Source organism: Methyloglobulus morosus KoM1, from assembly GCF_000496735.2.
GTDB classification, from domain to species: Bacteria; Pseudomonadota; Gammaproteobacteria; order Methylococcales; family Methylomonadaceae; genus Methyloglobulus; species Methyloglobulus morosus.
Genome location: NZ_AYLO01000128.1, coordinates 24348 through 44704, shown reverse-complemented (window position 1 = coordinate 44704; position 20357 = coordinate 24348). Strand labels below are relative to the sequence as shown.

17 protein-coding genes are annotated in these 20357 nt (G+C 48.2%); 7 read left to right on the top strand and 10 right to left on the bottom strand.

What is annotated here, in order from left to right:
* Positions 1–103 precede the first annotated feature (103 nt).
* Genes MGMO_RS15945 through MGMO_RS15925 form a run of 5 tightly spaced genes read left to right on the top strand, consistent with a single transcriptional unit; the run spans position 104 to position 4349 of the window.
* Positions 104–1054 (top strand): HpcH/HpaI aldolase/citrate lyase family protein, encoded by a 951-nt coding sequence (locus MGMO_RS15945; RefSeq protein ID WP_023496103.1) that lies wholly within the window; start codon positions 104–106, stop codon positions 1052–1054.
* A gap of 21 nt (positions 1055–1075) precedes the next feature.
* Positions 1076–2260 (top strand): malate--CoA ligase subunit beta, encoded by a 1185-nt coding sequence (locus tag MGMO_RS15940; RefSeq protein ID WP_023496102.1) that lies wholly within the window; start codon positions 1076–1078, stop codon positions 2258–2260.
* Positions 2260–3147, top strand: coding sequence for a succinate--CoA ligase subunit alpha (gene sucD / locus MGMO_RS15935; RefSeq protein WP_023496101.1), 888 nt, complete (start codon positions 2260–2262; stop codon positions 3145–3147). Before MGMO_RS15940 ends, sucD begins: the two co-directional genes overlap by 1 nt.
* A gap of 43 nt (positions 3148–3190) precedes the next feature.
* Positions 3191–3439 carry a CBU_0592 family membrane protein gene (locus tag MGMO_RS15930; protein ID WP_023496100.1) on the top strand — a complete coding sequence of 83 codons (249 nt, stop codon included), beginning with the start codon at positions 3191–3193 and terminating at the stop codon, positions 3437–3439.
* Positions 3440–3497: 58 nt separating this feature from the next.
* On the top strand, positions 3498–4349 hold the full coding sequence (locus MGMO_RS15925; protein ID WP_023496099.1) for a hypothetical protein: 852 nt from the start codon (positions 3498–3500) through the stop codon (positions 4347–4349).
* A gap of 97 nt (positions 4350–4446) precedes the next feature.
* Here the strand turns inward: MGMO_RS15925 and MGMO_RS19725 are convergent, their stop codons facing one another.
* Positions 4447–5301, bottom strand: a complete 855-nt coding sequence (locus MGMO_RS19725) for a hypothetical protein (protein ID WP_023496098.1) — start codon at positions 5299–5301, stop codon at positions 4447–4449.
* A gap of 382 nt (positions 5302–5683) precedes the next feature.
* Between MGMO_RS19725 and MGMO_RS15915 the strand changes: the two genes are divergently transcribed.
* Positions 5684–6118 carry a hypothetical protein gene (locus MGMO_RS15915; protein WP_235557310.1) on the top strand — a complete coding sequence of 145 codons (435 nt, stop codon included), beginning with the start codon at positions 5684–5686 and terminating at the stop codon, positions 6116–6118.
* A 21-nt stretch (positions 6119–6139) separates the two neighbouring features.
* Here the strand turns inward: MGMO_RS15915 and MGMO_RS15910 are convergent, their stop codons facing one another.
* The 6 genes from MGMO_RS15910 to MGMO_RS15885 all read right to left on the bottom strand — a co-directional run bounded on the left by MGMO_RS15910 (position 6140) and on the right by MGMO_RS15885 (position 15073).
* A complete protein-coding gene (locus tag MGMO_RS15910) occupies positions 6140–8347 on the bottom strand; it encodes a bifunctional SulP family inorganic anion transporter/carbonic anhydrase (protein WP_023496096.1) in 2208 nt (735 codons plus the stop codon).
* 340 nt (positions 8348–8687) lie between these two features.
* Positions 8688–9311 carry a TIGR04282 family arsenosugar biosynthesis glycosyltransferase gene (locus MGMO_RS15905; protein ID WP_023496094.1) on the bottom strand — a complete coding sequence of 208 codons (624 nt, stop codon included), beginning with the start codon at positions 9309–9311 and terminating at the stop codon, positions 8688–8690.
* A gap of 5 nt (positions 9312–9316) precedes the next feature.
* The gene (locus MGMO_RS15900; RefSeq protein WP_023496093.1) at positions 9317–10108 is read right to left on the bottom strand and encodes a sterol desaturase family protein; all 792 of its coding nucleotides are present in this window, start codon (positions 10106–10108) and stop codon (positions 9317–9319) included.
* Positions 10096–10785: a TIGR04283 family arsenosugar biosynthesis glycosyltransferase gene (locus MGMO_RS15895; protein ID WP_023496092.1), complete on the bottom strand. Its 690-nt coding sequence runs from the start codon at positions 10783–10785 to the stop codon at positions 10096–10098. Before MGMO_RS15895 ends, MGMO_RS15900 begins: the two co-directional genes overlap by 13 nt.
* Before the next feature lie 45 nt (positions 10786–10830).
* Positions 10831–11316 carry a hypothetical protein gene (locus MGMO_RS15890; RefSeq protein WP_036308378.1) on the bottom strand — a complete coding sequence of 162 codons (486 nt, stop codon included), beginning with the start codon at positions 11314–11316 and terminating at the stop codon, positions 10831–10833.
* Between the two features lie 502 nt (positions 11317–11818).
* Positions 11819–15073, bottom strand: coding sequence for a DEAD/DEAH box helicase (locus MGMO_RS15885; protein ID WP_023496090.1), 3255 nt, complete (start codon positions 15071–15073; stop codon positions 11819–11821).
* 129 nt (positions 15074–15202) lie between these two features.
* On the opposite strand from MGMO_RS15885, the gene MGMO_RS15880 reads away from it, so the two are divergent.
* Positions 15203–17095, top strand: coding sequence for a cytochrome c peroxidase (locus MGMO_RS15880; RefSeq protein ID WP_235557311.1), 1893 nt, complete (start codon positions 15203–15205; stop codon positions 17093–17095).
* 306 nt (positions 17096–17401) lie between these two features.
* Here MGMO_RS15880 and rfaD read toward each other — a convergent pair whose 3' ends face one another.
* The 3 genes from rfaD to MGMO_RS15865 are packed head-to-tail and all read right to left on the bottom strand — an operon-like array spanning position 17402 to position 20344.
* The gene (gene rfaD / locus MGMO_RS15875; protein WP_023496088.1) at positions 17402–18352 is read right to left on the bottom strand and encodes an ADP-glyceromanno-heptose 6-epimerase; all 951 of its coding nucleotides are present in this window, start codon (positions 18350–18352) and stop codon (positions 17402–17404) included.
* Positions 18349–19773 (bottom strand): bifunctional D-glycero-beta-D-manno-heptose-7-phosphate kinase/D-glycero-beta-D-manno-heptose 1-phosphate adenylyltransferase HldE, encoded by a 1425-nt coding sequence (gene hldE / locus MGMO_RS15870; protein ID WP_023496087.1) that lies wholly within the window; start codon positions 19771–19773, stop codon positions 18349–18351. The genes rfaD and hldE overlap by 4 nt, the downstream gene beginning before the upstream one ends.
* Complete coding sequence (locus MGMO_RS15865) at positions 19754–20344, bottom strand: D-sedoheptulose-7-phosphate isomerase (RefSeq protein ID WP_023496086.1); 591 nt, start codon at positions 20342–20344, stop codon at positions 19754–19756. The genes hldE and MGMO_RS15865 overlap by 20 nt, the downstream gene beginning before the upstream one ends.
* Positions 20345–20357 lie beyond the last annotated feature (13 nt).

Below are 20357 nucleotides of genomic sequence, written 5' to 3'. Positions count from 1 at the left end.
ACACTAAAAGTAAAATGGCGGGTTGATTTTGATATGGATTTAATGGGGTATGCCATTAAGCCCTTCTTTGTAAATTCCCCATAAAGTATTTAGGAATATATTAATGAGCCACACCTTATACACAGCGTCAGTACAACGCGTGCAACGCTGTGAATTGGCGGTCCCAGGATCGAGCCCCGAGATGTTCGAGAAAGCGCTTAAAAGCGGCACGGATTTCATCTTCCTCGACCTGGAAGACGCCGTTGCCCCGGACGACAAACTCCAAGCTAGAAAAAATGTCATCCAGGCAATCAATGACATCGACTGGAAACGCCACGGCATTACGGTTTCCGTCCGTATCAATGGGCTGGATACGCAGTATATGGTGCGTGATGTCGTCGATTTGGTCGAACAGGCAGGTTCAAAAATAGACACTATACTTATCCCCAAAGTGGGGGTTTATGCCGATGTGTATATGGTGGAAGCCATGCTTAACCAATTGGAAATGCAGCAGGGCTTGAAGAATAAGATCGGTATCGAAGCCCTGATTGAAACTGCGCTGGGCATGGCGAATGTCGAGGACATCGCCCGCTTTGGCGCAGGTGGACGGTTGGAAGCATTGCACTTTGGGGTTGCCGATTACGCCGCGAGTAACCGTGCCAGGACGACCAACATTGGCGGGTTGAATCCCGATTATCCGGGCGACCAATGGCATTCGGCCATTAGCCGGATGACGGTCGCTTGCCGCGCATTCGGGTTGCGTCCTATCGATGGGCCATTTGGTGATTTCAAAGATCCCGAAGGTTTCAAGCAAGCTGCTCGACGGGCGGCGGCACTGGGCTGTGAAGGCAAGTGGGCGATCCATCCTTCGCAAATCGAATTGGCCAATGAAGTGTTTACGCCGCCGCCTGCCGAAATTGAAAAAGCCAAGCGTATCCTGAAAGCATTGCAAGAAGCTGCAGCCCAAGGCAAAGGTGCGGCAGCCTTGGATGGTCGATTGATTGATGCCGCATCCGAAAAAATGGCGAACAACGTCGTAAGGGCAGCCGAAGCCATCGCTGCAAAAACCCAATAACCCTAGAAACAAGGAGATGCCGTGGATATTCACGAGTATCAAGCAAAAGAAATATTAAGTGGCTACGGCGTTAAGATTGCCGAAGGCGGTTTGGCTTATAGCCCGGAAGATGCTGTGCAACGGGCGCGGGACATTGGAGGTCACCTCTGGGCGGTGAAAGCGCAAATCCACTCGGGTGCGCGCGGCAAGGCGGGTGGTATCAAAATCTGCAAAACCCATGACGAAGTGGCGGCGGCGGCGGAATATTTATTGGGCAAGCGCCTCGTGACCCACCAGACGGGTTCAGCAGGTAAAATTTGTTCAAGGTTGTATGTCGAAGCCGGGACGGAAATCGCAAAAGAATTGTACTTCTGCTTTTTGGTTGATCGCGCCTCAGAACGTATCGTCATGATTGGCTCCGCTCAAGGGGGTACGGAAATTGAAGAGTTGGCGGTAACAAATCCCGAAGCCATCACCCGAATCTATATTGAMCCCGCCGTTGGATTGCAAGACTATCAAGCGCGCCAAATGGCATTTGCCTTGGGCTTGGATGCAGAAATCATGAGCCATGCGGTCAAAACCATCCGAGGCTGCTACCGTGCCTTAAGGGAACTCGACGTCAGTATGCTGGAAATCAACCCGTTAGTGGTCACCAGCAACAACGATTTGATCGCCTTGGATGCAAAAATGGGTTTCGACGACAACGCGCTGTTCCGTCAACCCAAGATAGCCGAATTACGAGACAAAACCCAGGAAGACCCGCGTGAAATGGCGGCTGCCGATCGTGGGTTGAGCTATGTCGGCTTGGACGGCGACATCGGCTGCATGATTAACGGCGCAGGCTTGGCAATGGCGACGATGGACATGATTAAACTGGCAGGCGGTGAACCTGCCAACTTCCTGGATGTGGGCGGCGGCGCTTCGCCTGAACGTACCGAAAAAGCATTCCGTTTAGTCTTGGCCGATGACAATATCAAAGCCATGTTGGTCAACATTTTCGCGGGCATTAACCGGTGCGACTGGATAGCCGAAGGCGTTGTGCACGCCGTTCGTAAGATCGATATGAAAATCCCTCTCGTTGTCCGTTTGTCCGGTACTAATGTGGAAGAAGGGCGACGCATAATTGCCGAGAGCGGCTTGCCGATCATCACCGCAGATACCTTGGCAGAAGCGGCAGAAAAAGCCGTCCAAGCCAGAAATGCCGCTGTCTCAAGGGGAGGTTGCTGATGGCCATTCTAATTAACGAAAGCACCCGTATCCTCGTCCAAGGTTTTACCGGAAAAATCGGCACTTTCCATGCCGAAGACATGATTAAGTACGGCTCGAAAGTCGTCGGCGGCGTAACGCCGGGCAAGGGCGGCCAAAAGCATTTGGGGCTACCCGTATTCAATACGGTAAAAGAGGCCGTACAAGAAACGCAGGCTGATGCCAGCATCATCTTCGTACCGCCCGCGTTTGCGGCAGATTCCATCATGGAAGCCGCTGACGCCGGGATCAAATACTGCGTGGCGATTACCGACGGTATCCCAACGCAAGACATGATGAAGGTCAAAAACTTCCTGCGCCGTTTTTCTGACGACAAACGCATGATCCTGACCGGGCCCAATTGTGCAGGCACCATCAGTCCTGGAAAATCTATGTTGGGCATCATGCCTGGGCATATCTATATGCCAGGGAATGTCGGCATCGTAGGCCGTTCCGGAACATTGGGTTACGAAGCCGCTTCGCAAATGAAAGCCTTGGGCATTGGCGTCAGCACGTCCGTTGGCATCGGTGGTGACCCCATCAACGGCAGTGCGCACCAAGTCATCCTGGCAAAATTCGAGAAAGATCCCGACACCAAAGTCATCATGATGATCGGCGAAATCGGTGGGCCGCAAGAAGTTGAAGCAGGGATTTATGCGAAAGCCAATATGACCAAGCCCGTTGTCGCTTATATTGCCGGCTTGACTGCACCCGAAGGCCGCCGCATGGGCCATGCCGGAGCGATCATTTCATCCGCCAGTGAAGGAGCAGCCGAAAAAGTTTCCAGGTTGAAAGACTTAGGCATCACCATCTGCCCTACGCCTGCGGCGATGGGGGAAACTGTCGCCAAAGTGTTGGCAGGGTTGTGAGGCAGGGCTATTAGACTTTTGGAGCTTAAGGGGCTGATCGTTAATGTTGCATAACGATCAGCATTTTGAGCGGATAGGCTGGGTCGGATTTGTCCTCATTGTCGCCGCTTATTTATGTGTGACAATCAAACTTGTGGAAGTCAGCTCTGCCGCTTATCACCTGATGAATTTCGTAGGCGCGTTGTGCATGGTCGTTAACGCCAGGTATAAAGGGGCGAGGCCGTTGTTTTGGCTTAATATTGTTTGGGCTTTAGTGGCAACTGTAGGTTTATTTCAGCTTGGGATGAATTGAATGTCGACAGTATTTCTAGCCAAGTACAATTACGTTATTTTCCTTAAGGATGCCCACGATGATCCGTTATTTCATTGACGATGATCAGAAACTCCGGCTGGAACAAGTAGAGAAGATGCCAACCGTGTACCTTGACCACTGGGCGTTACGACACATTTCCACGACAGAGGAGATTCGAACCCAGTTTATCAAACGTATGTTTGATTCGGGTGGAACACTAATGCTTTCGTGGCTTAACCTTGTTGAATTCACGAAAGTGACTGATCGCAGCCAAACAAAAGCTGCTGAGCAATTGGTCGATGAGCTTCTCCCGAATGTCTTCTTCATGGAGATAGAACCGTTTAAGGTGATTAAACGTGAAGACGAACTCTTAGCAGGTGGAGTGCCGAAGCCACCTCATGCAGATATAGATTTTTTGAAAACTTTTGACGAACTTAATCACAATTCGTTATATCCGTCATTTACCGCGCAATCTCTCTTTTCTGCTTTTCACGGGAGCAATATATTTAGCGAATTTGATAACCTTGCCGACATGATAATAGGTAGAATTGAGGCCATGCGAACAGAATTTGACACCGACCCTGGCCTTCAAAGCATTATTCGGCGAGCACCAAAAGGGCAATTTATACAACAGGGAACGCGTTACATACTTCGTGAGCTCACTCGTACTTTCCTGGTTGACCGTCCGCTAAAGATCAGCAGGAACAACGCCATAGACTTGCTTCACTCAGTCGTACCCGTAGCGTACTGCGACTTCGTACTTCTCGATGCACATTGGACTGGGCAAGTTGATAAGATGCGAACTCGACTTGCAAAAGCCAATTTAAACATTCCTGTGGCAAGAGTATTTTCGAAAAAGTCAAACGGCCTAAATGACCTTCTTTATGCCCTGAAGGAAAATCATAACTAATGGCCTTTAAGTTGGCAAAAAATATTTTATTCGGATTAATTCACATTGTCTGCAGTAAAAAAACCAGAAGACAATGTGATTAATCTTAAGCTAGCAACTAATTACAAACTTTCTTACGATTGGCGGCGTAACCTTTAGCCTGGGCATCGGCCTCGCTCATGTATTCGCCTTCTTTAGTCTTGCCATAAAACTTACTGCCTTCACAGTGATATATTTTGGAGTGGGTGTTTACCCAAACTTTGCCTGAACCTGCGGCTGGTGCGACTTGGGCAGGTGTTTCGACGGCGGGTTTGGCTTCTTTGGCGGGGGTGGTCGTTGGTGTTGTCGCTGCGGGTACTGCCGCAGCAGGTGTCGCCGTTGGGGCAGCGCTTTCGGCGGCGGGTTCTTTTTTGTCCGCATACCATTCTTTTACGCCTTTATGGCCACGGCAAGCGCCCCTCTTTGAAGCGCCGGTGTATTCGGTGCCATCTTTACATAAGCCAGTGGCTACGCCGTTAGTTGCCGCCGCCGCTGCAACGGGTGCCGCCGTAGCAGCGGGTGTTGCAGCGACAGGTGCGGCCTCACTTGCGGCTGGTGCTTTTTTGTCGGCATACCATTCTTTAATGCCTTTATGCCCCCTGCAAGCGCCTTTCTTGGATGCGCCCGTATAAGGTGTGCCATCCTTGCATAAGCCAGTTGCAGCGCCATCGGCGCTTGCTGCTGGCGCTGCTTTTTCAGCGGCCGGTGCGGCGGTGGGGGTGCTTGGCGCAGTGGCGGCTTTATCGCCGTACCATTCCTTTACGCCTTTATGTCCACGGCATGCGCCTTTCTTTGATGCGCCTGTGTAAGAAGAACCATCCTTGCACAAACCCGTGACGGCGGCACTTGGCTCGGCAGTTGCAGCCTGTTCTGCAAAAGCGCCAGTACAGAAAAAACAGATTATACTAACCATTAACAGCGATTGAATTTTCATAGTGTTTTCCTTCGTAGTGGGTAACGGTTTGGTGTTTCAATACTTGCAGGATGAAAAGGCCCATCGCGCAAAGAAGAATGTTTTAATTGTATTTTTTGCCGACTCGATTATAACCTGCATGTACAATTTTAATCCAATCCAAACAAAAATGCCTCGTAGCGGGATAAAAACTGTACATTAGCGCCTAAATATTAAGGGATTATTTTGTTTGAACCTGTTTTTCTGCTTCTTTTTGTGGGGAGCAAGCCTTCCTAAATGACCCTTACAGCTAATTCCTTATATGGTATCCCTTTGTTTAACCTGAATATTGCTTATGTTTTTTTATTCCTTGTCCATTTTGTTTAATGATATCCAATTAGTTAGCCCAATTGAATGCTTATTTATGGCTGCTGCAATCTTGGCGGTACTTTATTTGAGTGCACCGATGCCCGAACAAAATTGGCAACAACAACCGTTTGATAGTTTCCTTCTGACATCATGGCTGGGTGGCATGTCGCTGCACTGGGTATTTTGGCCTTATTTTCTGTTTTTAAATGCCAGTTTGCTGATGGTTGACGGGCTCGCTAAGTCTGGAAAGTTAACCGTTTCCAGTTGGGATGAAATACACTTTGCCCTCCTCTTGACCGTTATTTGGTGGACAACCAGCATATGGCGTTGTTCGGGCAATAGCAAAGCGCGGATTTGGGCGGCTTTAGCCCGTTTCACCACACTTGCAGTATTTATTGAATACGCCCTTAAAATGTTAATACGCATAGATTATCCGCGCATATTTTTTAATTGCGAGGATATACTGTTGGATTATGGCAGTTGTTTTTGACTTTGCCGCTTAACGCTGGAATCATAAAAATTCTACTTTCCCGGTTTCAATATCATACATGCCGCCAATGATGGCAATGTCTCCAGCCGCTTCCAGGCCTGCGAGCACTGCACTTTGTTTCCTGATATTTTCCACGGACAACTGAACATTTTTGTCCGCTACTTTTTGCACTAACTCCTCGTTATCAAGCGTTTTATTTCCGCCGACTTCCGATTGAACGCAATCAATAGCAGGTTTGATCTTTGCCAGCAACCCTGTCAAATGATCCAGATGTGCATCTGTGCAAGCCCCATTTATCGCTCCGCAATGGCTATGCCCAAGCACCACAATGAGCTTTGACCCCGCCAATTTACATGCATATTCCATGCTGCCCAAAATATCGTCATTAATGATATTGCCCGCTATCCTGGCACTGAAGACATCGCCTAAACCCAAGTCAAAAATAAGCTCAACGGAAGTCCGTGAGTCCATGCAGCTTAAAATAATCGCAATGGGAAATTGCCCGTCGCGGGTATCGTTCACTTGTTCCAGCAAATTACGGTTGGATTTCAAGTTGTAAACAAACCGTTCGTTACCTTCCTTCAATAAAGCCAACACTTTATCCGGTGTCAACAATTGCTGCGATTTATAAGTTTGAGCGCGGGCGTTTTCAATCGGCGGTAATGAGCCATATCCGCGCATGTTCTCAAGAATGAGTTTGATGTGCTTATGATGGGCATCGCTTTTAAAATTTTGGATAATTTCATAGACATCGTAATCGATATATTTCGAACGCGTCGCATCGATTACCACCTCGCTGTGTGCAGGGAGTGATTCCAAGGTCGTTTGGACGTTCGCCCTGTTCAGGAACGAGACATGCTCGGATAAGCGAAAAATTATTTTATTGCCAATATGCGTTTCCTTAAAATACGCTGCGCTTTTGTGGTTTTCCAACAGGACCGAAAACAACGCGGTTACCAATCCTATTAAAATGCCGAACAAGATGTTGGTGAACACCAAACCTAACACTGTCGCGCAAAACGGGATAAAACGATACCAACCCGATTGGTAAATAGTCTTGATCGTATCCGGTTTAATCAGTTTAACGCCGACCACAATCAAAATTGCCGCCAAACTTGCTAGTGGTATTTTGTTAAGGACTGTTGGCATCATTAAAACGGTCAGTAATAAGAGCAGGCCGTTTACTACGGCTGCAAAGTGAGTTTTTGCTCCCGATAAGGCGTTAATTGAACTTCGAACGACTACCTGCGTTAACGGCAAGCCACCGATTAAACCGCAACTAATATTGCCGATGCCTTGGGCAATTAATTCCCGGTTTGATGCCGTGATCCTTTTGTAAGTATCCAGTTTATCAACCGCATCCAAGGTCAATAAGGTTTCCAAGCTGGCAACAACGGCTAGCATTAGCCCAAAATAATAGATATCGGGATTGGTCAATTGGTTAAAATCAGGAAAATGTAATTGCAGCAATAAACTTGAAAAATTCTGCACTTCAGGAATCGTGACCAAATGGGCTTCGGATAATGCTATCCTCGGATATAAATTCTGTAAAAGTGTATTGAGTAATATTCCTGCTATCACTGCCATTAACGGGGCCGGTATGAGACGAAAAAGCGGCAGCTTTTTTATGATCGGCGATTCCCAAAGCAAGATAACGCCCAGTGAAACGATAGCTATTAACAACGCGCCTGGTTGGGCTTCGCCCAGCATGCGAAATAACTCCGTGAATGATGAGTAATGGTCGGGTTGCGTGTAGGTAAAATTGCCTTCATAGTCCAGGTCGTCTCCAATGGCATGTGGGATTTGTTTTAAAAGGATAATCAACCCTATGCCCATCAACATGCCGTTGACGATAGATGAAGGAAAATAATAGGCAATAACACCCGCTTTTAATAGGCCCATTAAAATCTGCACCGATCCGGCAAAAATAACGGCGAGCAAATATCCGTTGAATCCGAATTTTGCTATCGCGGGTGCGACGATAAGCGCCAGGCCCGCCGCTGTTCCGCTGATGCCTAACGCTGAGTTACTGATCGGAGCGACCACCAATCCGCCGACTATACCGGTAATTAAGCCGGCAAATAGGGGGGCTCCGGAAGTCAATGCAATCCCCAAGGACAATGGGATAGACACCAGGAATACCGCAATGCCTGCGGGTATGTCGGACTTTAGGTGCGCAAAAAGCGCAAAGTCATTTTTGGGTTGATTGGGGTTTACGGTTCCGCTCATTGGCTGCCTTATTGGATTATTTGTTGCGAATCAGTTTTGGGATATTCCTATAAAACATTAGGCTTACAAAAAAGTTCAAGCGCATTGTGGGTATAACTTTTTTTAAAAAAATGTAGAATGTATCCCGCTAAGGCGATTTATTTGCCATTAGTTTTAAGCATAACCATTTCAACCATTGGCAGGGCATTATGGAATTCGGATTAATATTCAAAGTCGTTTTTTTTATGCTCTGGCCGATCCTGTTGATGCTGATTTTTTATGTGTTCAACAAAAAAAAGTTTCTGGACTTATGGGAAAAGTTTAAGCAAGACGGTTTTTTTGAGAAAAAAGATTAACCGGTTCAGGGACATTTTAATGCTAAGTAACGCCTTAAATCGTCCTCCGTATCCAAATCCCATTGTGTTGGTAATTCCTTGTGGTTGAGATTTAGCGAGTGCAGCCGTTTTCTGGTCATTTCTAAGACTTTATCCGTACCCCAAGGCATCTTATCAAACAAGGCGGGTTGAGGGTGCCTTAACCCGACCAAGACATAACCGCCGTCTTCCGCAGGTGCCAAAACACATTCTTCACCTCGCCCTAATTGGCTTAAGGCTTGGTCGAGATCGTCATTCGTTATGGACGGGCAATCGCAACCGATAATGATGGCGCTGCCAAAGCGGGCTAAGGCCTGACCGAAAGCATGGTGCATCCGTTCGCCCAAATCCGCGCCGTGTTGCGCGAACAAGTCGACGGAATATTTTTGCAATAACGCGGTAAAAAACGGATGCCCGATAGTCGGCGCACACCAGACCCAGACTTTACAAAGGTGGTTTTGTGTGGCTGTTTGCAGTGTCTTTTCGGTCAGTTCGCAATGGAGTTGCGCTGCTTCCTCTCCCGTTAATGGCGGAATCAAGCGGGTTTTGACCAGGCCAGGTATCGGTGCTTTGGAGAACACCATAATGACTGCCCCAGGGTATTTGTACATTATCCTTAGCGTTTGGCTGGCGCTTTAAAGGGGATAAGCATGCATTGTATAAAGTCCAATTCATCCTGCTTTCGATAAGCATTTAAACCAATGACCATCGTGGTTTGGGGTTGCTTCGGTTCCGCCGTGTAAGTTTTGCATAGCCTGTCCCAGCAAGAAACTGAAAAGCCGTAATTGCTGTCCGTTTCGGCAGGGTCTGCGGAGTGGTGGATACGGTGCATATCGGGCGTAATAATCAGCCAACGCACTATCTTGTCGATCTTTCCGGGAATCCTGACATTGCTGTGGTTAAACGTTGCCGCGCCGTTAAGGATAATTTCAAAGGCAATAATAGCGTCTGGATTGCCGCCGATCAGTACGATGCACATCGCCTTATAGAGCATCGAGATAACGATTTCGATGGGGTGGAAACGCACGGCCGTGGTCGCGTCGAATTCCAGGTCGGTATGGTGTACTTTATGCAGTCGCCACAACAGCGGCCATTTATGCATGAGAATGTGTTGGGCGTAAATGGCAAAGTCAAGGATCACCAAAGTCGCCATTATCGACACATAATTGGGTAGCTGCACTATATTAAGTACGCCGTACCCGTGTTCCATCGCCATGCCCGCGCTTACGTAAGCCAAGCCGCCAATGGTAAGGCGCATCAAAACCATGTTTGACAGCGCAAGCCCCAGGTTTACGGGCCAGCGTTGCTTACGGTTAACAGGCTGGATGCGCCTGGGTTTGGCGATTTCCCAGCACACCATGATGCTAAAAATCGAACAGGCTATCGCCAACCGGATCAGGTTTTCCAAAATTTCCCCCTGCCATATAACTCTGTGAGCGTTTGCGGATCTTCCCCCAGGAAATAACGCAACCGCAAACTCCACATGAGCAAAATAGTCTTAAACACACCGTAATCCTCCCAACGTCGGCCTGAAGTCGTAACCTTGGCTTTCAGGCAGGCGGGTGGGGCAATTTTCTTTAGTTTCTTACTGAGGGCAATATCTTCCATCAATGCAATCGTTGGGTAGCGGCCTACAGAGTCAAACAACTGTTTATAGATAAAAATGACTTGATCGCCCGTAGCAATCCCCGTAAGGCGGGAGCGCCAATTCATAAAGAAGGCAATCACCTTTAGCATGGGATGGCTGCCTCCCAATACCACATCAAACCGTCCCCACTGCTGCTGGCTATGGATTGCCTGGGCTATATCGCTCAGTGCATTTTGCGGCAAAAAAGTATCTGCGTGCAGAAATATCAACATCTCTCCCTTTGCGCTTTCAGCTCCGGCATTCATTTGGATTGCACGGCCTTTTCCTGTTGAAATGAGCTTATCGACCAAAGGCTGGGCGAGTTTTTGGGTATCGTCCGTGCTGCCGCCGTCAACCAAGATAATCTCGCAATTTGACCGTAGCGGCTGCAATGCGTTGAGGCAGTTTACGATGGTTCGTCCTTCGTTTAGCGTGGGTATGATGATGGAATAATTCATCGTAGCAATGCTAAACCAACCTCGTCCAGCTTTATAGGTAGCACATTATTTCTGTTTGAGGGCACCCCTTTTGGGATGGATAATGTCAACCGTCATATCGCCATTTCTTACGCAGTTAGCATAAGCATCATTGGCATTCTCCTCACCCTTAGCTTGGTCGAGACAACGCCTGGAAATCTCTAAGTAGGCTGTCGGGTCGGCATCGACTTTAGCCTCTTTGTGACCGGCATAAATCATGCAATTCTTAAAAGCCCCCGCATCATAAGTAATGGGGATGTCAATCGTAATGGGGAAAGCAAAACTATGCTGGGTATTGCCCGACATCATGACGTTTACCTTCTCTTTCCTTTGTGCCGTTTGATAGCATTCCGTCGCATCTGCAAAATAATGGTTGTTATCTTTGTCCTTGTCGGCCTCGGACAAAAAACGATCCGAACAAGCCTGGAGGGTTAATAGGGACAGCAAAAAAACGCTAAACTTGACCACATTCATCTCCTCGCATAACTGGATCGTTTGGTTGTTTGGTTGCATGATACGGTCAGACAAATCGAGGGCCGAACTAATTCCATGCCAGCAAAAATTGCCCAGGCACCAGGAGTGTTTGGTCGCTTACAGAACATATCGAATGTGTATGATAGCATCAGGACAGTCCTAAATAACCCAATTCTCCAGCTTTAACCCTTTCACCCGTGCAAATTCGCGGGTGTTATTTGTCAATAAGCTCATATTTGATCAGTGATTTGGTTTTCCCTCTACCGTCATGAGCTAACATATAAGTTGAAGTTGAAATTCTCTTTGCTTCCCAAAGTTTGCCGAAGTCGTATCCATCTACAGAAGCCATTAACGCTTGTCGCTGCTCTTCAAGCGCCTCCAAAAGGCTAATAAGCCCTATCCGAAATTATACGTCTAATTTTTCAATTTAACCCATGCTAAACGCACTAGATCAAGTCTTACAATGCAATAAAGACCTCTGCAAATATCACGAATTCAGCCCACACGTGCGTGCAGACTTTCAATTTGGAATATTAGTTGGTTACAACGGCTCAAACAAAGCCGTCAGGTCGTCCGCTGTCAGTTGTAGGGCTTCCTCTTTCGCACCCTCGGTATAAATGCTTTCCGCCAGGGCGCGTTTGCGGTCTTGCATGGCAATCATTTTTTCTTCGACGGTGTTTTCTGTGATGAGCTTGTAGACGAAGACGGGTTTGTCTTGGCCTATGCGGTGGGCGCGGTCGGCGGCTTGGGTTTCTACGGCGGGATTCCACCAGGGATCATAGAGGATGACGGTGTCTGCTTCGGTCAGGTTCAGGCCGATACCGCCTGCTTTCAGGCTAATCAGGAACACATCGACCTCGCCGCTTTTGAATAGTTGGATGGCGGCATCGCGGTCTTTGGTTTGTCCGGTCAGCTTGCTGTAAGCGATCATCCGCTTGTTAAGCTCATCCTCGATTAAGGCAATCATGCGGGTAAATTGGGAAAATACGAGGATGCGGCGACCTTCCTCCAATTGCTCAGGCAATAGTTCCATAAGCAAGTCGAGTTTGGCGGATTGGTTGATCTTTTGCGCTTCCTGGATAGGCAATGTCCGTGGATCGCAGCAGGTTTGGCGCAGCTTTAACAGCGCATCCAGGATGGTGATATGGCTGCGCGAAAGCCCGCGTTCGGCAATGGCATCGCGGACTTTCTTTTCCATCGTCAGGCGGATGCTTTCGTACAGTGCGGCCTGCTTTTCATAAAGCGGGACGGAGCGGATGATCTCGGTTTTGGGTGGTAGCTCGGATGCCACTTCCAGTTTGGTACGCCGTAACATGAAAGGCGCAATGCGGCGCGAAAGCCGCGTTTTTTGTTCGGCATTACCGAAGGTTTCGATGGGCGTACGGTAGAGTTTTTTAAATGCCGCGTTATCGCCCAGAAAGCCCGGCATGAGGAAATCGAATTGCGCCCATAATTCACCTAAATGATTTTCCATCGGCGTACCCGTCAGGCAAAGTCGATGGCTGGACTTGATCTGGCGTACAATTTGCGCACCTTTAGATAAGGGGTTTTTGATGATTTGGGCTTCGTCCAGGATCAAGTAATGGTACTGGTGTTCGAGCAAAGTTTCTTCGTCCCTGGGCAACAAGGGATAAGTGGTCATAATCAGGTCGTAATCGCGGATTTTATAGAACAGTTGCTTCCGTTCCGTACCTTGTAAAATCAGCATATTCAGGTCGGGCGTGAAACGTTCTGCTTCCCGTCGCCAATTGCTGAGCAGGCTGGTTGGGGCAATAATCAAACTGGGATTTTTCATCCGACCATTTTGTTTTTCCAGTAACAAGTGCGCGAGGGTTTGCACGGTTTTCCCCAGCCCCATGTCGTCGGCGAGTATCCCGGCGAATGCATATTCCCGGAGGAATTGCAGCCAGTTCAGTCCGATCTTTTGGTAGGGTCGCAGTTCGGTTTGTAGGTTTGGCGGCACTGGCACATCGGTAATCCCCTTAAAATCGCTTAATTTTTGCGCGAGTTTCCTTAATTCGTCGCCGCCCTTGATGGAAAACAGGCCATAGCTGTGCGCGTCCATTTCGGCAAGGCTGGCGGCGTTAAATCGGGATATTTTTAGCGAGCCGTTTTTGTCTAGCCTGCTGCCGCTAAATAACTCCAATAAAACCGCCAGAAACGGCTTGATTTTTTCGCTGGGGATAGTGAGATAGCGGTAATCGCTAACCGGAATATTGAGCGTTTCCGGTAAGTTGTGCAGGTCATAATTTTCCAGCACGGGCATAATAAGGGGCAGTAAAGGGATAGATTGCCCTGCAACTTCAATATTAAAGCGCATCTCAAACCAGTCGTTCTGGCTGTCGCTGATTTCCGCATCCCAGTTGTCTACGGCTTGAAAGTCCAGCAAAAAACTGTCGCGGAATTCAATAGACCAGCCTTCCTGTTCCAGCTCCGGCAAAACGGTCTCCAAAAAATGTCCCCAGCGTGTCGCGCTTTCTACGGACGACTTTGCGTAACTACCCAGGATGAGCTCTTTCTCTGAAGGTTGCGTCGTGGGTGCTGGTGCAAAACCCAGTTGCGTCAGCCGTGAAATAGCCGCTTTCTCAACTTTCTGGTCGCGTTTGATCCGTAACAAACCCTGCCCGGTTTTAATGACGCTGTAATCCTTCGACTCATGGCCTGGTAAAATCGAATTCCCGTACTTGAAATTCAACGCCATAAAATGGGCGTATTGCTTGGGATTGGACTGTTCCCCGTATAAGGTAAGTAGGGGAATAGGGGTGACATCCAGCAATTCAGCCAGGGCGACTTTTTTCGGTGGCGGCAAGGGCAGTTCGGGATGCTCGACCATCAGACGATAGCTGAATTCATCGGCAATTTTTTCCGGTACGGGCGGCGCGTCAAGAATCGTCCTGAGTTGCCGATGGTTAAGGGTGGTCGTTGTCAACCCACCTACTGTACATTCTTCAGCATCGAGATAATGGGGTGGGTCAACCAGTATTGGCATTGCCGCGGGTTCGATAGCGGTGTGCAACTGATAATCACCCTGATCGGTAAGCAGCCAGTCATATCGCAAATCACGAGCAGCACCTGATTTGAGTGCGGGGGTGCCTACGTCTTGCCAAAACAAGCGACCGGTTTGCAATAGCTTTGACAAGGCGATAGCTCCCATAGAACCCGACAATAAAGGTTCGCCGCCAATAGAATTATCTAACGCGGCGATAATATTGGCGAGTTCGCTGTCTTCTGGTGTTACGTAAGAGTAATAGGAGAAACTGTAGCGCAGGTTATGCAAGTTGGTCTTGCGGCCTTTGCTGAGGCCGCCGAATTTTTTTTCCTTGGTGATGATCAGGTCAACGGTCAATTCATTATTGGCACGGGCCGGCTTGAGAATATATGCAATGAATTCTTGGGTATCGTCATTTTTCGGCGCGTGTGCCGGCTGGCTTAAGCTGTCCAACCATTGAAGGCAGCCGGATTCTGATCTTTTGCGTTCCCCGGCAAGGTTATTATCCTGGTAGGCCAAGCAAGCTGCGACGATATGCTTACAGTTATAGCCAATCGGACAAGAGCAACTGCCTTCGATTTCGGCAGACCGATAATCGGGTCGCCAGACGATACGGATATTCTGTTTGTAAGGACTGTTGGCACTGCCTTCGACGGTTGCATTCAATTGGGTGAATAGCGCGCCTTCACTGGTGACTTTACACCGCTCCACCAATCCCGATTCGTAATACGCTTTGCCGCGTTCATAAAAACTTGCGCCACATTCCTTAACGATGTCGGAGCGGAGAAGTTTTTTTTCGTTGGCCATAGGGGAGAATAAATTTGTAATAACCGATTATTGTACAATAGATGGCGTTGTGATACTTGCATGAAAACTATTGTTTGCTGGACTTTATGTGGGGGTAAGGGATTGTTGAAAGCTTATATGTTTCTTTTGATGGCATTCGCCGTCCCTGTAGCCAATGCAGAGATTAAGCAAGCCGTGCAACCGCAACCGCTTGCGCCAGGCTATAGCGACCTTAAATTTGCCGCGCCTATCCCCGGCGCTTATAAGTTACCTGCCTTAGGGCAAGCCGGTGACGGGAATGTGTTGGATAGCGAAGGCCGTAGCACAACCTTACACAAGTTGATGGGCGATACAGGAACGCCGGCCAAGGTCGTATTGCTTAGTTTTATATATACCACATGCAGCGATGTTAACGGTTGCCCGTTGGCAACGGCAGTTTTTCATAAAATAAAAAACAGGCTGGAAAAAGAACCTGAATTGGCAAGTCGGTTACGGTTAATCACCTTGAGTTTTAACCCTGAACACGATACGCCGCAACGAATGAAAGAATACGGCGCAACCTTGCAAGGCAAGGGTGTGGAATGGCATTTCCTAACGACCCGATCGGAAAAAGAATTGCAGCCGATACTGAAAAACTACAAACAAAACACCGAAAAAGTCTATGATTCCAGGGGAAAGTTCACTAACACGTTCAGCCATAACTTGCGCGTTTTCTTGATCGACCCACATAAACAGCTACGCAATATCTACAATACGGAATTGCTGCATCCCGATACGCTCATTAGCGATATCAAGACCTTGCTGCAACCGGTAAAGCAGCCCCTTACAGAACCCAGTCTACATGACCGGGATAAAGCCGCCTTGTTTAGCGCAGGCGACAATAAACAACGTTACGAAACCAAGAATTACCAAACCCATTCCGTTGCGCTTACCCAACGCTCAGGTCGACCCGCCGACTTGATCCTTACCATAAAACGACCGCCGCTAGGATTGCCTTCCGTCCCCGTTCCTGAAAATAATCCAATTACCACAGAAAAAATCAACTTGGGACGCAAGTTGTTTTACGACCGCCGCCTGTCGCTCAACAACACTTTTTCCTGTGCCATGTGCCACATCCCGGAACAAGGCTTCACCAGCAACGAGATGGCAACTGCAGTTGGCGTTGAAGGCCGCACGGTAAGGCGTAACAGCCCGACTTTGTATAACGTCGCTTATATGAAATCTTTATTCCATGACGGCCGTGAAAACACCTTGGAGCAGCAAGTCTGGGCACCCTTCTTGGCGCATAATGAAATGGCGAACCCTTCTATCGGTTACGTCATTGATAAAATAAAAAGCGACACCGATTACGCGGGCTTGTTTGAAAAATCTTTCGACAAACCGCCCGGCATGGAAATTATCGGCATGGCGATAGCCAGTTACGAACGCACGTTAAATTCGGCGAATTCACCGTTTGACAGATGGTATTACGGTAAAGACAGCAAAGCCTTGACTGCCAAAGCCCAGCGCGGCTTTCAGCTATTTGTCGGCAAAGCACAATGCAGCCAATGCCACACGATCGACAAGGAATATGCCTTATTTACCGATAACAGCCTGCACAACACGGGTATCGGCTATGCGGATGCGATGGCCGACAAAACAACCAGTCCCTCGCGACGCGTACAGGTTTCTCCAGGAGTCTATGTCGATGTTGCGCCTGAAATAATAAATTCGGTTGCCGAGCCCAAAGCCAACGATTTAGGGCGCTACGAAGTCACCCAAAATCCGCAGGACAGGTGGCGTTACAAAACGCCGTCTTTGCGAAACGTACAATTGACCGCACCCTACATGCACAACGGCAGTATTGCCAACTTGCGCGAAGTCGTGGAATTTTACAATCGCGGAGGAATTGCCAATGAAAACCTTGATCCTTTAATTAAACCCTTACGCTTTTCGGATGCCGAAATAGACGACCTCACTACATTTTTGGAATCGTTAACGGGTGACAATACCGAAGAATTGGTTTCAGATGCTTTTGCTGCGCCAGTTGGGGATAGCGAATAATAGGAAGGCCTCCTCCCAGGCCCGGTTAGCGATTCCGATATGTTTGCTTGATGAATCATTCGCTAACCATGGCTTTTAGGCTTAGTCATGCCTTCTTCATTCAATTATTGAAGGATTTCCTTATCCAGATCAATCGGTAATTGGATGTCTTATGGAGGAGACTTAATACTGACTTTGTCGGCATCGGAAAAAATCGTATGGGTCAGTATTGGCAACTCAAAGTCCGGGCCCTCAAATTTTTGCTCGATAACCGCCTGGACATTGCATTGCCTATATTTAGGCGGTGAGCTTAAACGGCCCAAGCGTTCACTTTTTTGAATTCAAGTGGTCCAAATACTTTGGAATACCTTGCTTCACATTCAGAAAGTCTTTGCTATAGCCTGCTTGTCTTAACCCAGAAATATCGGCCTGCGTATAACTTTGGTAGGCACCCTGCAAATGTTCTGGGAAGGGAATATATTCGATGCTTCCTTCCTGATGCCAAGCGATGACTGCTTGGGCCATCGTATTAAAAGTTTCAGCCTTACCCGTCCCTACGTTATAAATACCGCGTTGTCCCGGATTATCCATAAACCACAAATTGACATCAACTACGTCATCAACGTAAACGAAATCGCGCTTTTGTTCGCCATCGGCGTAGCCGTCACAACCTGCAAACAACTTGGCTTTTTTGTGCTCGATTATTTGTCGGTTAAAATGAAATGCGGTGCTGCTCATGCTGCCTTTATGCTGTTCGTTTGGGCCGTAGACATTAAAATAACGCAGTCCGACAATCGTACTTTTTATTTCCGGTAAGACTTGTCTGACGTATTGGTCAAACTGGAATTTTGAATAGGCGTACATATTGATGGGGTGTTCGCAGCTTCGGTCTACGCGAAAACCGTGTTCACCAGTCCCGTACACGGAAGCGGATGAGGCGTAGATAAAGGGTATATTTTTTTCGGCGCAGCACTGCAACAGGCGTTTTGAGTAATCATAATTGTTCATCATGACATATTGCCCATCCCATTCGGTGGTTGCAGAACAGGCGCCTTGGTGAAATACCGCTTGTATGCCATTTAGAAAATTCGGCGATGCTGTTTTCTCTAAAAAATGGGCTTTATCCATATAGTCGGCAATATCGAGGTCGGCGATATTGTGCATTTTTCGGCCATTTGCCAGATGGTCAACCAGCAGTATATTTTTTTCGCCACGCCCGTTTAATGTACGGATTAAATTACTGCCAATAAAGCCGGCACCGCCTGTAACGATAATCATTCCATTCTCCTTGCCTTGTTTATCATTGCCGTTGTCGATTGCCCTTCGACAAACTCTAATATTTTTACCTCGCCACCCGCTTTGGTGACACAATCGCCACCAGCGACTTCTCCGGCAGTGTAATCCCCCCCTTTGACGATGACATCCGGCAACAGCCTGCAATATAATCGCTCAGGCGTCTCTTCCTTGAACGAAATCACCCAATCTACACAAGCCAAGGCAGCCAGGACTTCCATGCGCTCTTGCAGGCCGTTGATAGGGCGTGTGTCGCCTTTGAGTTGCCTAACGGAAGCATCTGAATTGACCGCCACAATCAAGCGGTTGCCCAAGGCTTTCGCTTGCTGCAAATAAGTGACGTGCCCGGCATGCAATAGGTCAAAGCAACCATTGGTCATGATGATGCGTTCGCCATTGGCTTTTGCGCTGTCAATTAATTGTGCCAGTTCATTTTCCGAAACTATGCCGTATTGCGAACCGCGTTCCCCGTGCATGGCACGGGACAATTCCACAATAGAAAGGGTCGATGTGCCCAATTTACCCACCACAATACCGCCTGCTAAATTTGCCAAAAACATAGACTCCGATAAGGGCATATCGAGAGCGACGCCTAAAGCCATGACGGCAATCACGGTATCTCCTGCACCGGTCACATCGAAGACATCCTTGGCTTGGGCAGGCAGCGAATGTGTTTGGTTCTCTTGAATTAATGTCATGCCCGCTTCGCCACGGGTCAATAAAAGTGTGGGGATGTTATGATGACTTAAAAAACCCCGTCCTTTTTCAAGCAAGTCTTGTTCGTTTATGCAAACGCCAACCACGGCTTGCAATTCTGCCAAATTGGGCGTGATAACATCAGCGCCTGCGTAACGCTGGTAATCCACGCCTTTTGGGTCAACCAAAACCTTGAGCCCGGCCAGCTTTGCTTCCTGGATATGTGCCGAAACATTAGCCAATGTCCCTTTGCCGTAATCCGAAAACACCAGCACTTTATTTTCAGGCAAATGACGGCGCAACTGTGTTGAAAACGCATCCTCATTAAACTTAAGCGGCGATTCTTCAAAATCAATCCGTATAAGTTGCTGATGTTGGGCCATAACACGCAATTTGCAGATACTGCGGGCGGATTTTTCAACGACAAACTCGCAGTCTACGCCTTCTGCTTCCAATAATCGTTTGATCGCCCGGCCTTCGTCATCATCGCCGATAACACCCAATAAAGTTACTTTAGCGCCTAGCTTGGCGATATTGAGTGCAACGTTGCCGGCACCGCCGATACGGTCTTCAATGTTCTTGACATGCACGACCGGCACGGGCGCTTCGGGTGAAATCCGAGCTGCCTTGCCTGACCAATAGCGGTCAAGCATCACGTCGCCAACGACGAGGACGCGGGCTTTGGTAAAATCAGGGATTGTCGACAGCATTAACCGCCTCCTCGCTGAATGCATCTTCAACGATAGCACACCACCAATGGCCGATTAATATGTGCGCCTCTTGAATCCGCGCAGTGACAGTTGAAGGGATTTTAACCGTTATGGATGCTAAACGGCTAAGTTCGCTCTCGTTGTGGCCAGTCAGGGCGATGACATTCATTCCCTTAGCTTTTGCAGCTTTTACGGCGGCAATGACATTGCCGCTACGTCCGGATGTGGAGATGGCTATCAAACAATCATGGGCATTGCCCAATGCCTCAACCTGCCTGGAAAAAACGGAATTGAAATCGAAATCGTTGGCAGAGGCGGTTAGAATTGAAGTGTCCGTGGTTAATGCGATAGCGGGTAATGCCTTGCGGTCCTTTTCGTATCGAACGACAAATTCCGCCGCAATATGCTGGCAATCTGCGGCACTGCCGCCATTACCGCATAGCAACACTTTCCCCTCTTGTTTTAAAGTGTCAATCAATAACGCGCCTGCCGCTTCTATGGTATCGTTATTATTTGCAAGCTGTTCGAACACGGCTTGATGCTGGGCAAGTATAGACAAAAATGTCCTCACATTAAATTCCTTG

What these genes read in the sequence shown, in the direction of transcription:
- MGMO_RS15945 (WP_023496103.1), top strand. Translation starts at nt 104, where the DNA reads ATGAGCCACACCTTATACACAGCGTCAGTACAACGCGTGCAACGCTGT.
- sucD (WP_023496101.1), top strand. Translation starts at nt 2,260, where the DNA reads ATGGCCATTCTAATTAACGAAAGCACCCGTATCCTCGTCCAAGGTTTT.
- MGMO_RS15930 (WP_023496100.1), top strand. Translation starts at nt 3,191, where the DNA reads ATGTTGCATAACGATCAGCATTTTGAGCGGATAGGCTGGGTCGGATTT.
- MGMO_RS15925 (WP_023496099.1), top strand. Translation starts at nt 3,498, where the DNA reads ATGATCCGTTATTTCATTGACGATGATCAGAAACTCCGGCTGGAACAA.
- MGMO_RS19725 (WP_023496098.1), bottom strand. Translation starts at nt 5,301, where the DNA reads ATGAAAATTCAATCGCTGTTAATGGTTAGTATAATCTGTTTTTTCTGT.
- MGMO_RS15915 (WP_235557310.1), top strand. Translation starts at nt 5,684, where the DNA reads ATGGCTGCTGCAATCTTGGCGGTACTTTATTTGAGTGCACCGATGCCC.
- MGMO_RS15910 (WP_023496096.1), bottom strand. Translation starts at nt 8,347, where the DNA reads ATGAGCGGAACCGTAAACCCCAATCAACCCAAAAATGACTTTGCGCTT.
- MGMO_RS15905 (WP_023496094.1), bottom strand. Translation starts at nt 9,311, where the DNA reads ATGTACAAATACCCTGGGGCAGTCATTATGGTGTTCTCCAAAGCACCG.
- MGMO_RS15895 (WP_023496092.1), bottom strand. Translation starts at nt 10,785, where the DNA reads ATGAATTATTCCATCATCATACCCACGCTAAACGAAGGACGAACCATC.
- MGMO_RS15890 (WP_036308378.1), bottom strand. Translation starts at nt 11,316, where the DNA reads ATGCAACCAAACAACCAAACGATCCAGTTATGCGAGGAGATGAATGTG.
- MGMO_RS15885 (WP_023496090.1), bottom strand. Translation starts at nt 15,073, where the DNA reads ATGGCCAACGAAAAAAAACTTCTCCGCTCCGACATCGTTAAGGAATGT.
- MGMO_RS15880 (WP_235557311.1), top strand. Translation starts at nt 15,203, where the DNA reads ATGGCATTCGCCGTCCCTGTAGCCAATGCAGAGATTAAGCAAGCCGTG.
- rfaD (WP_023496088.1), bottom strand. Translation starts at nt 18,352, where the DNA reads ATGATTATCGTTACAGGCGGTGCCGGCTTTATTGGCAGTAATTTAATC.
- hldE (WP_023496087.1), bottom strand. Translation starts at nt 19,773, where the DNA reads ATGCTGTCGACAATCCCTGATTTTACCAAAGCCCGCGTCCTCGTCGTT.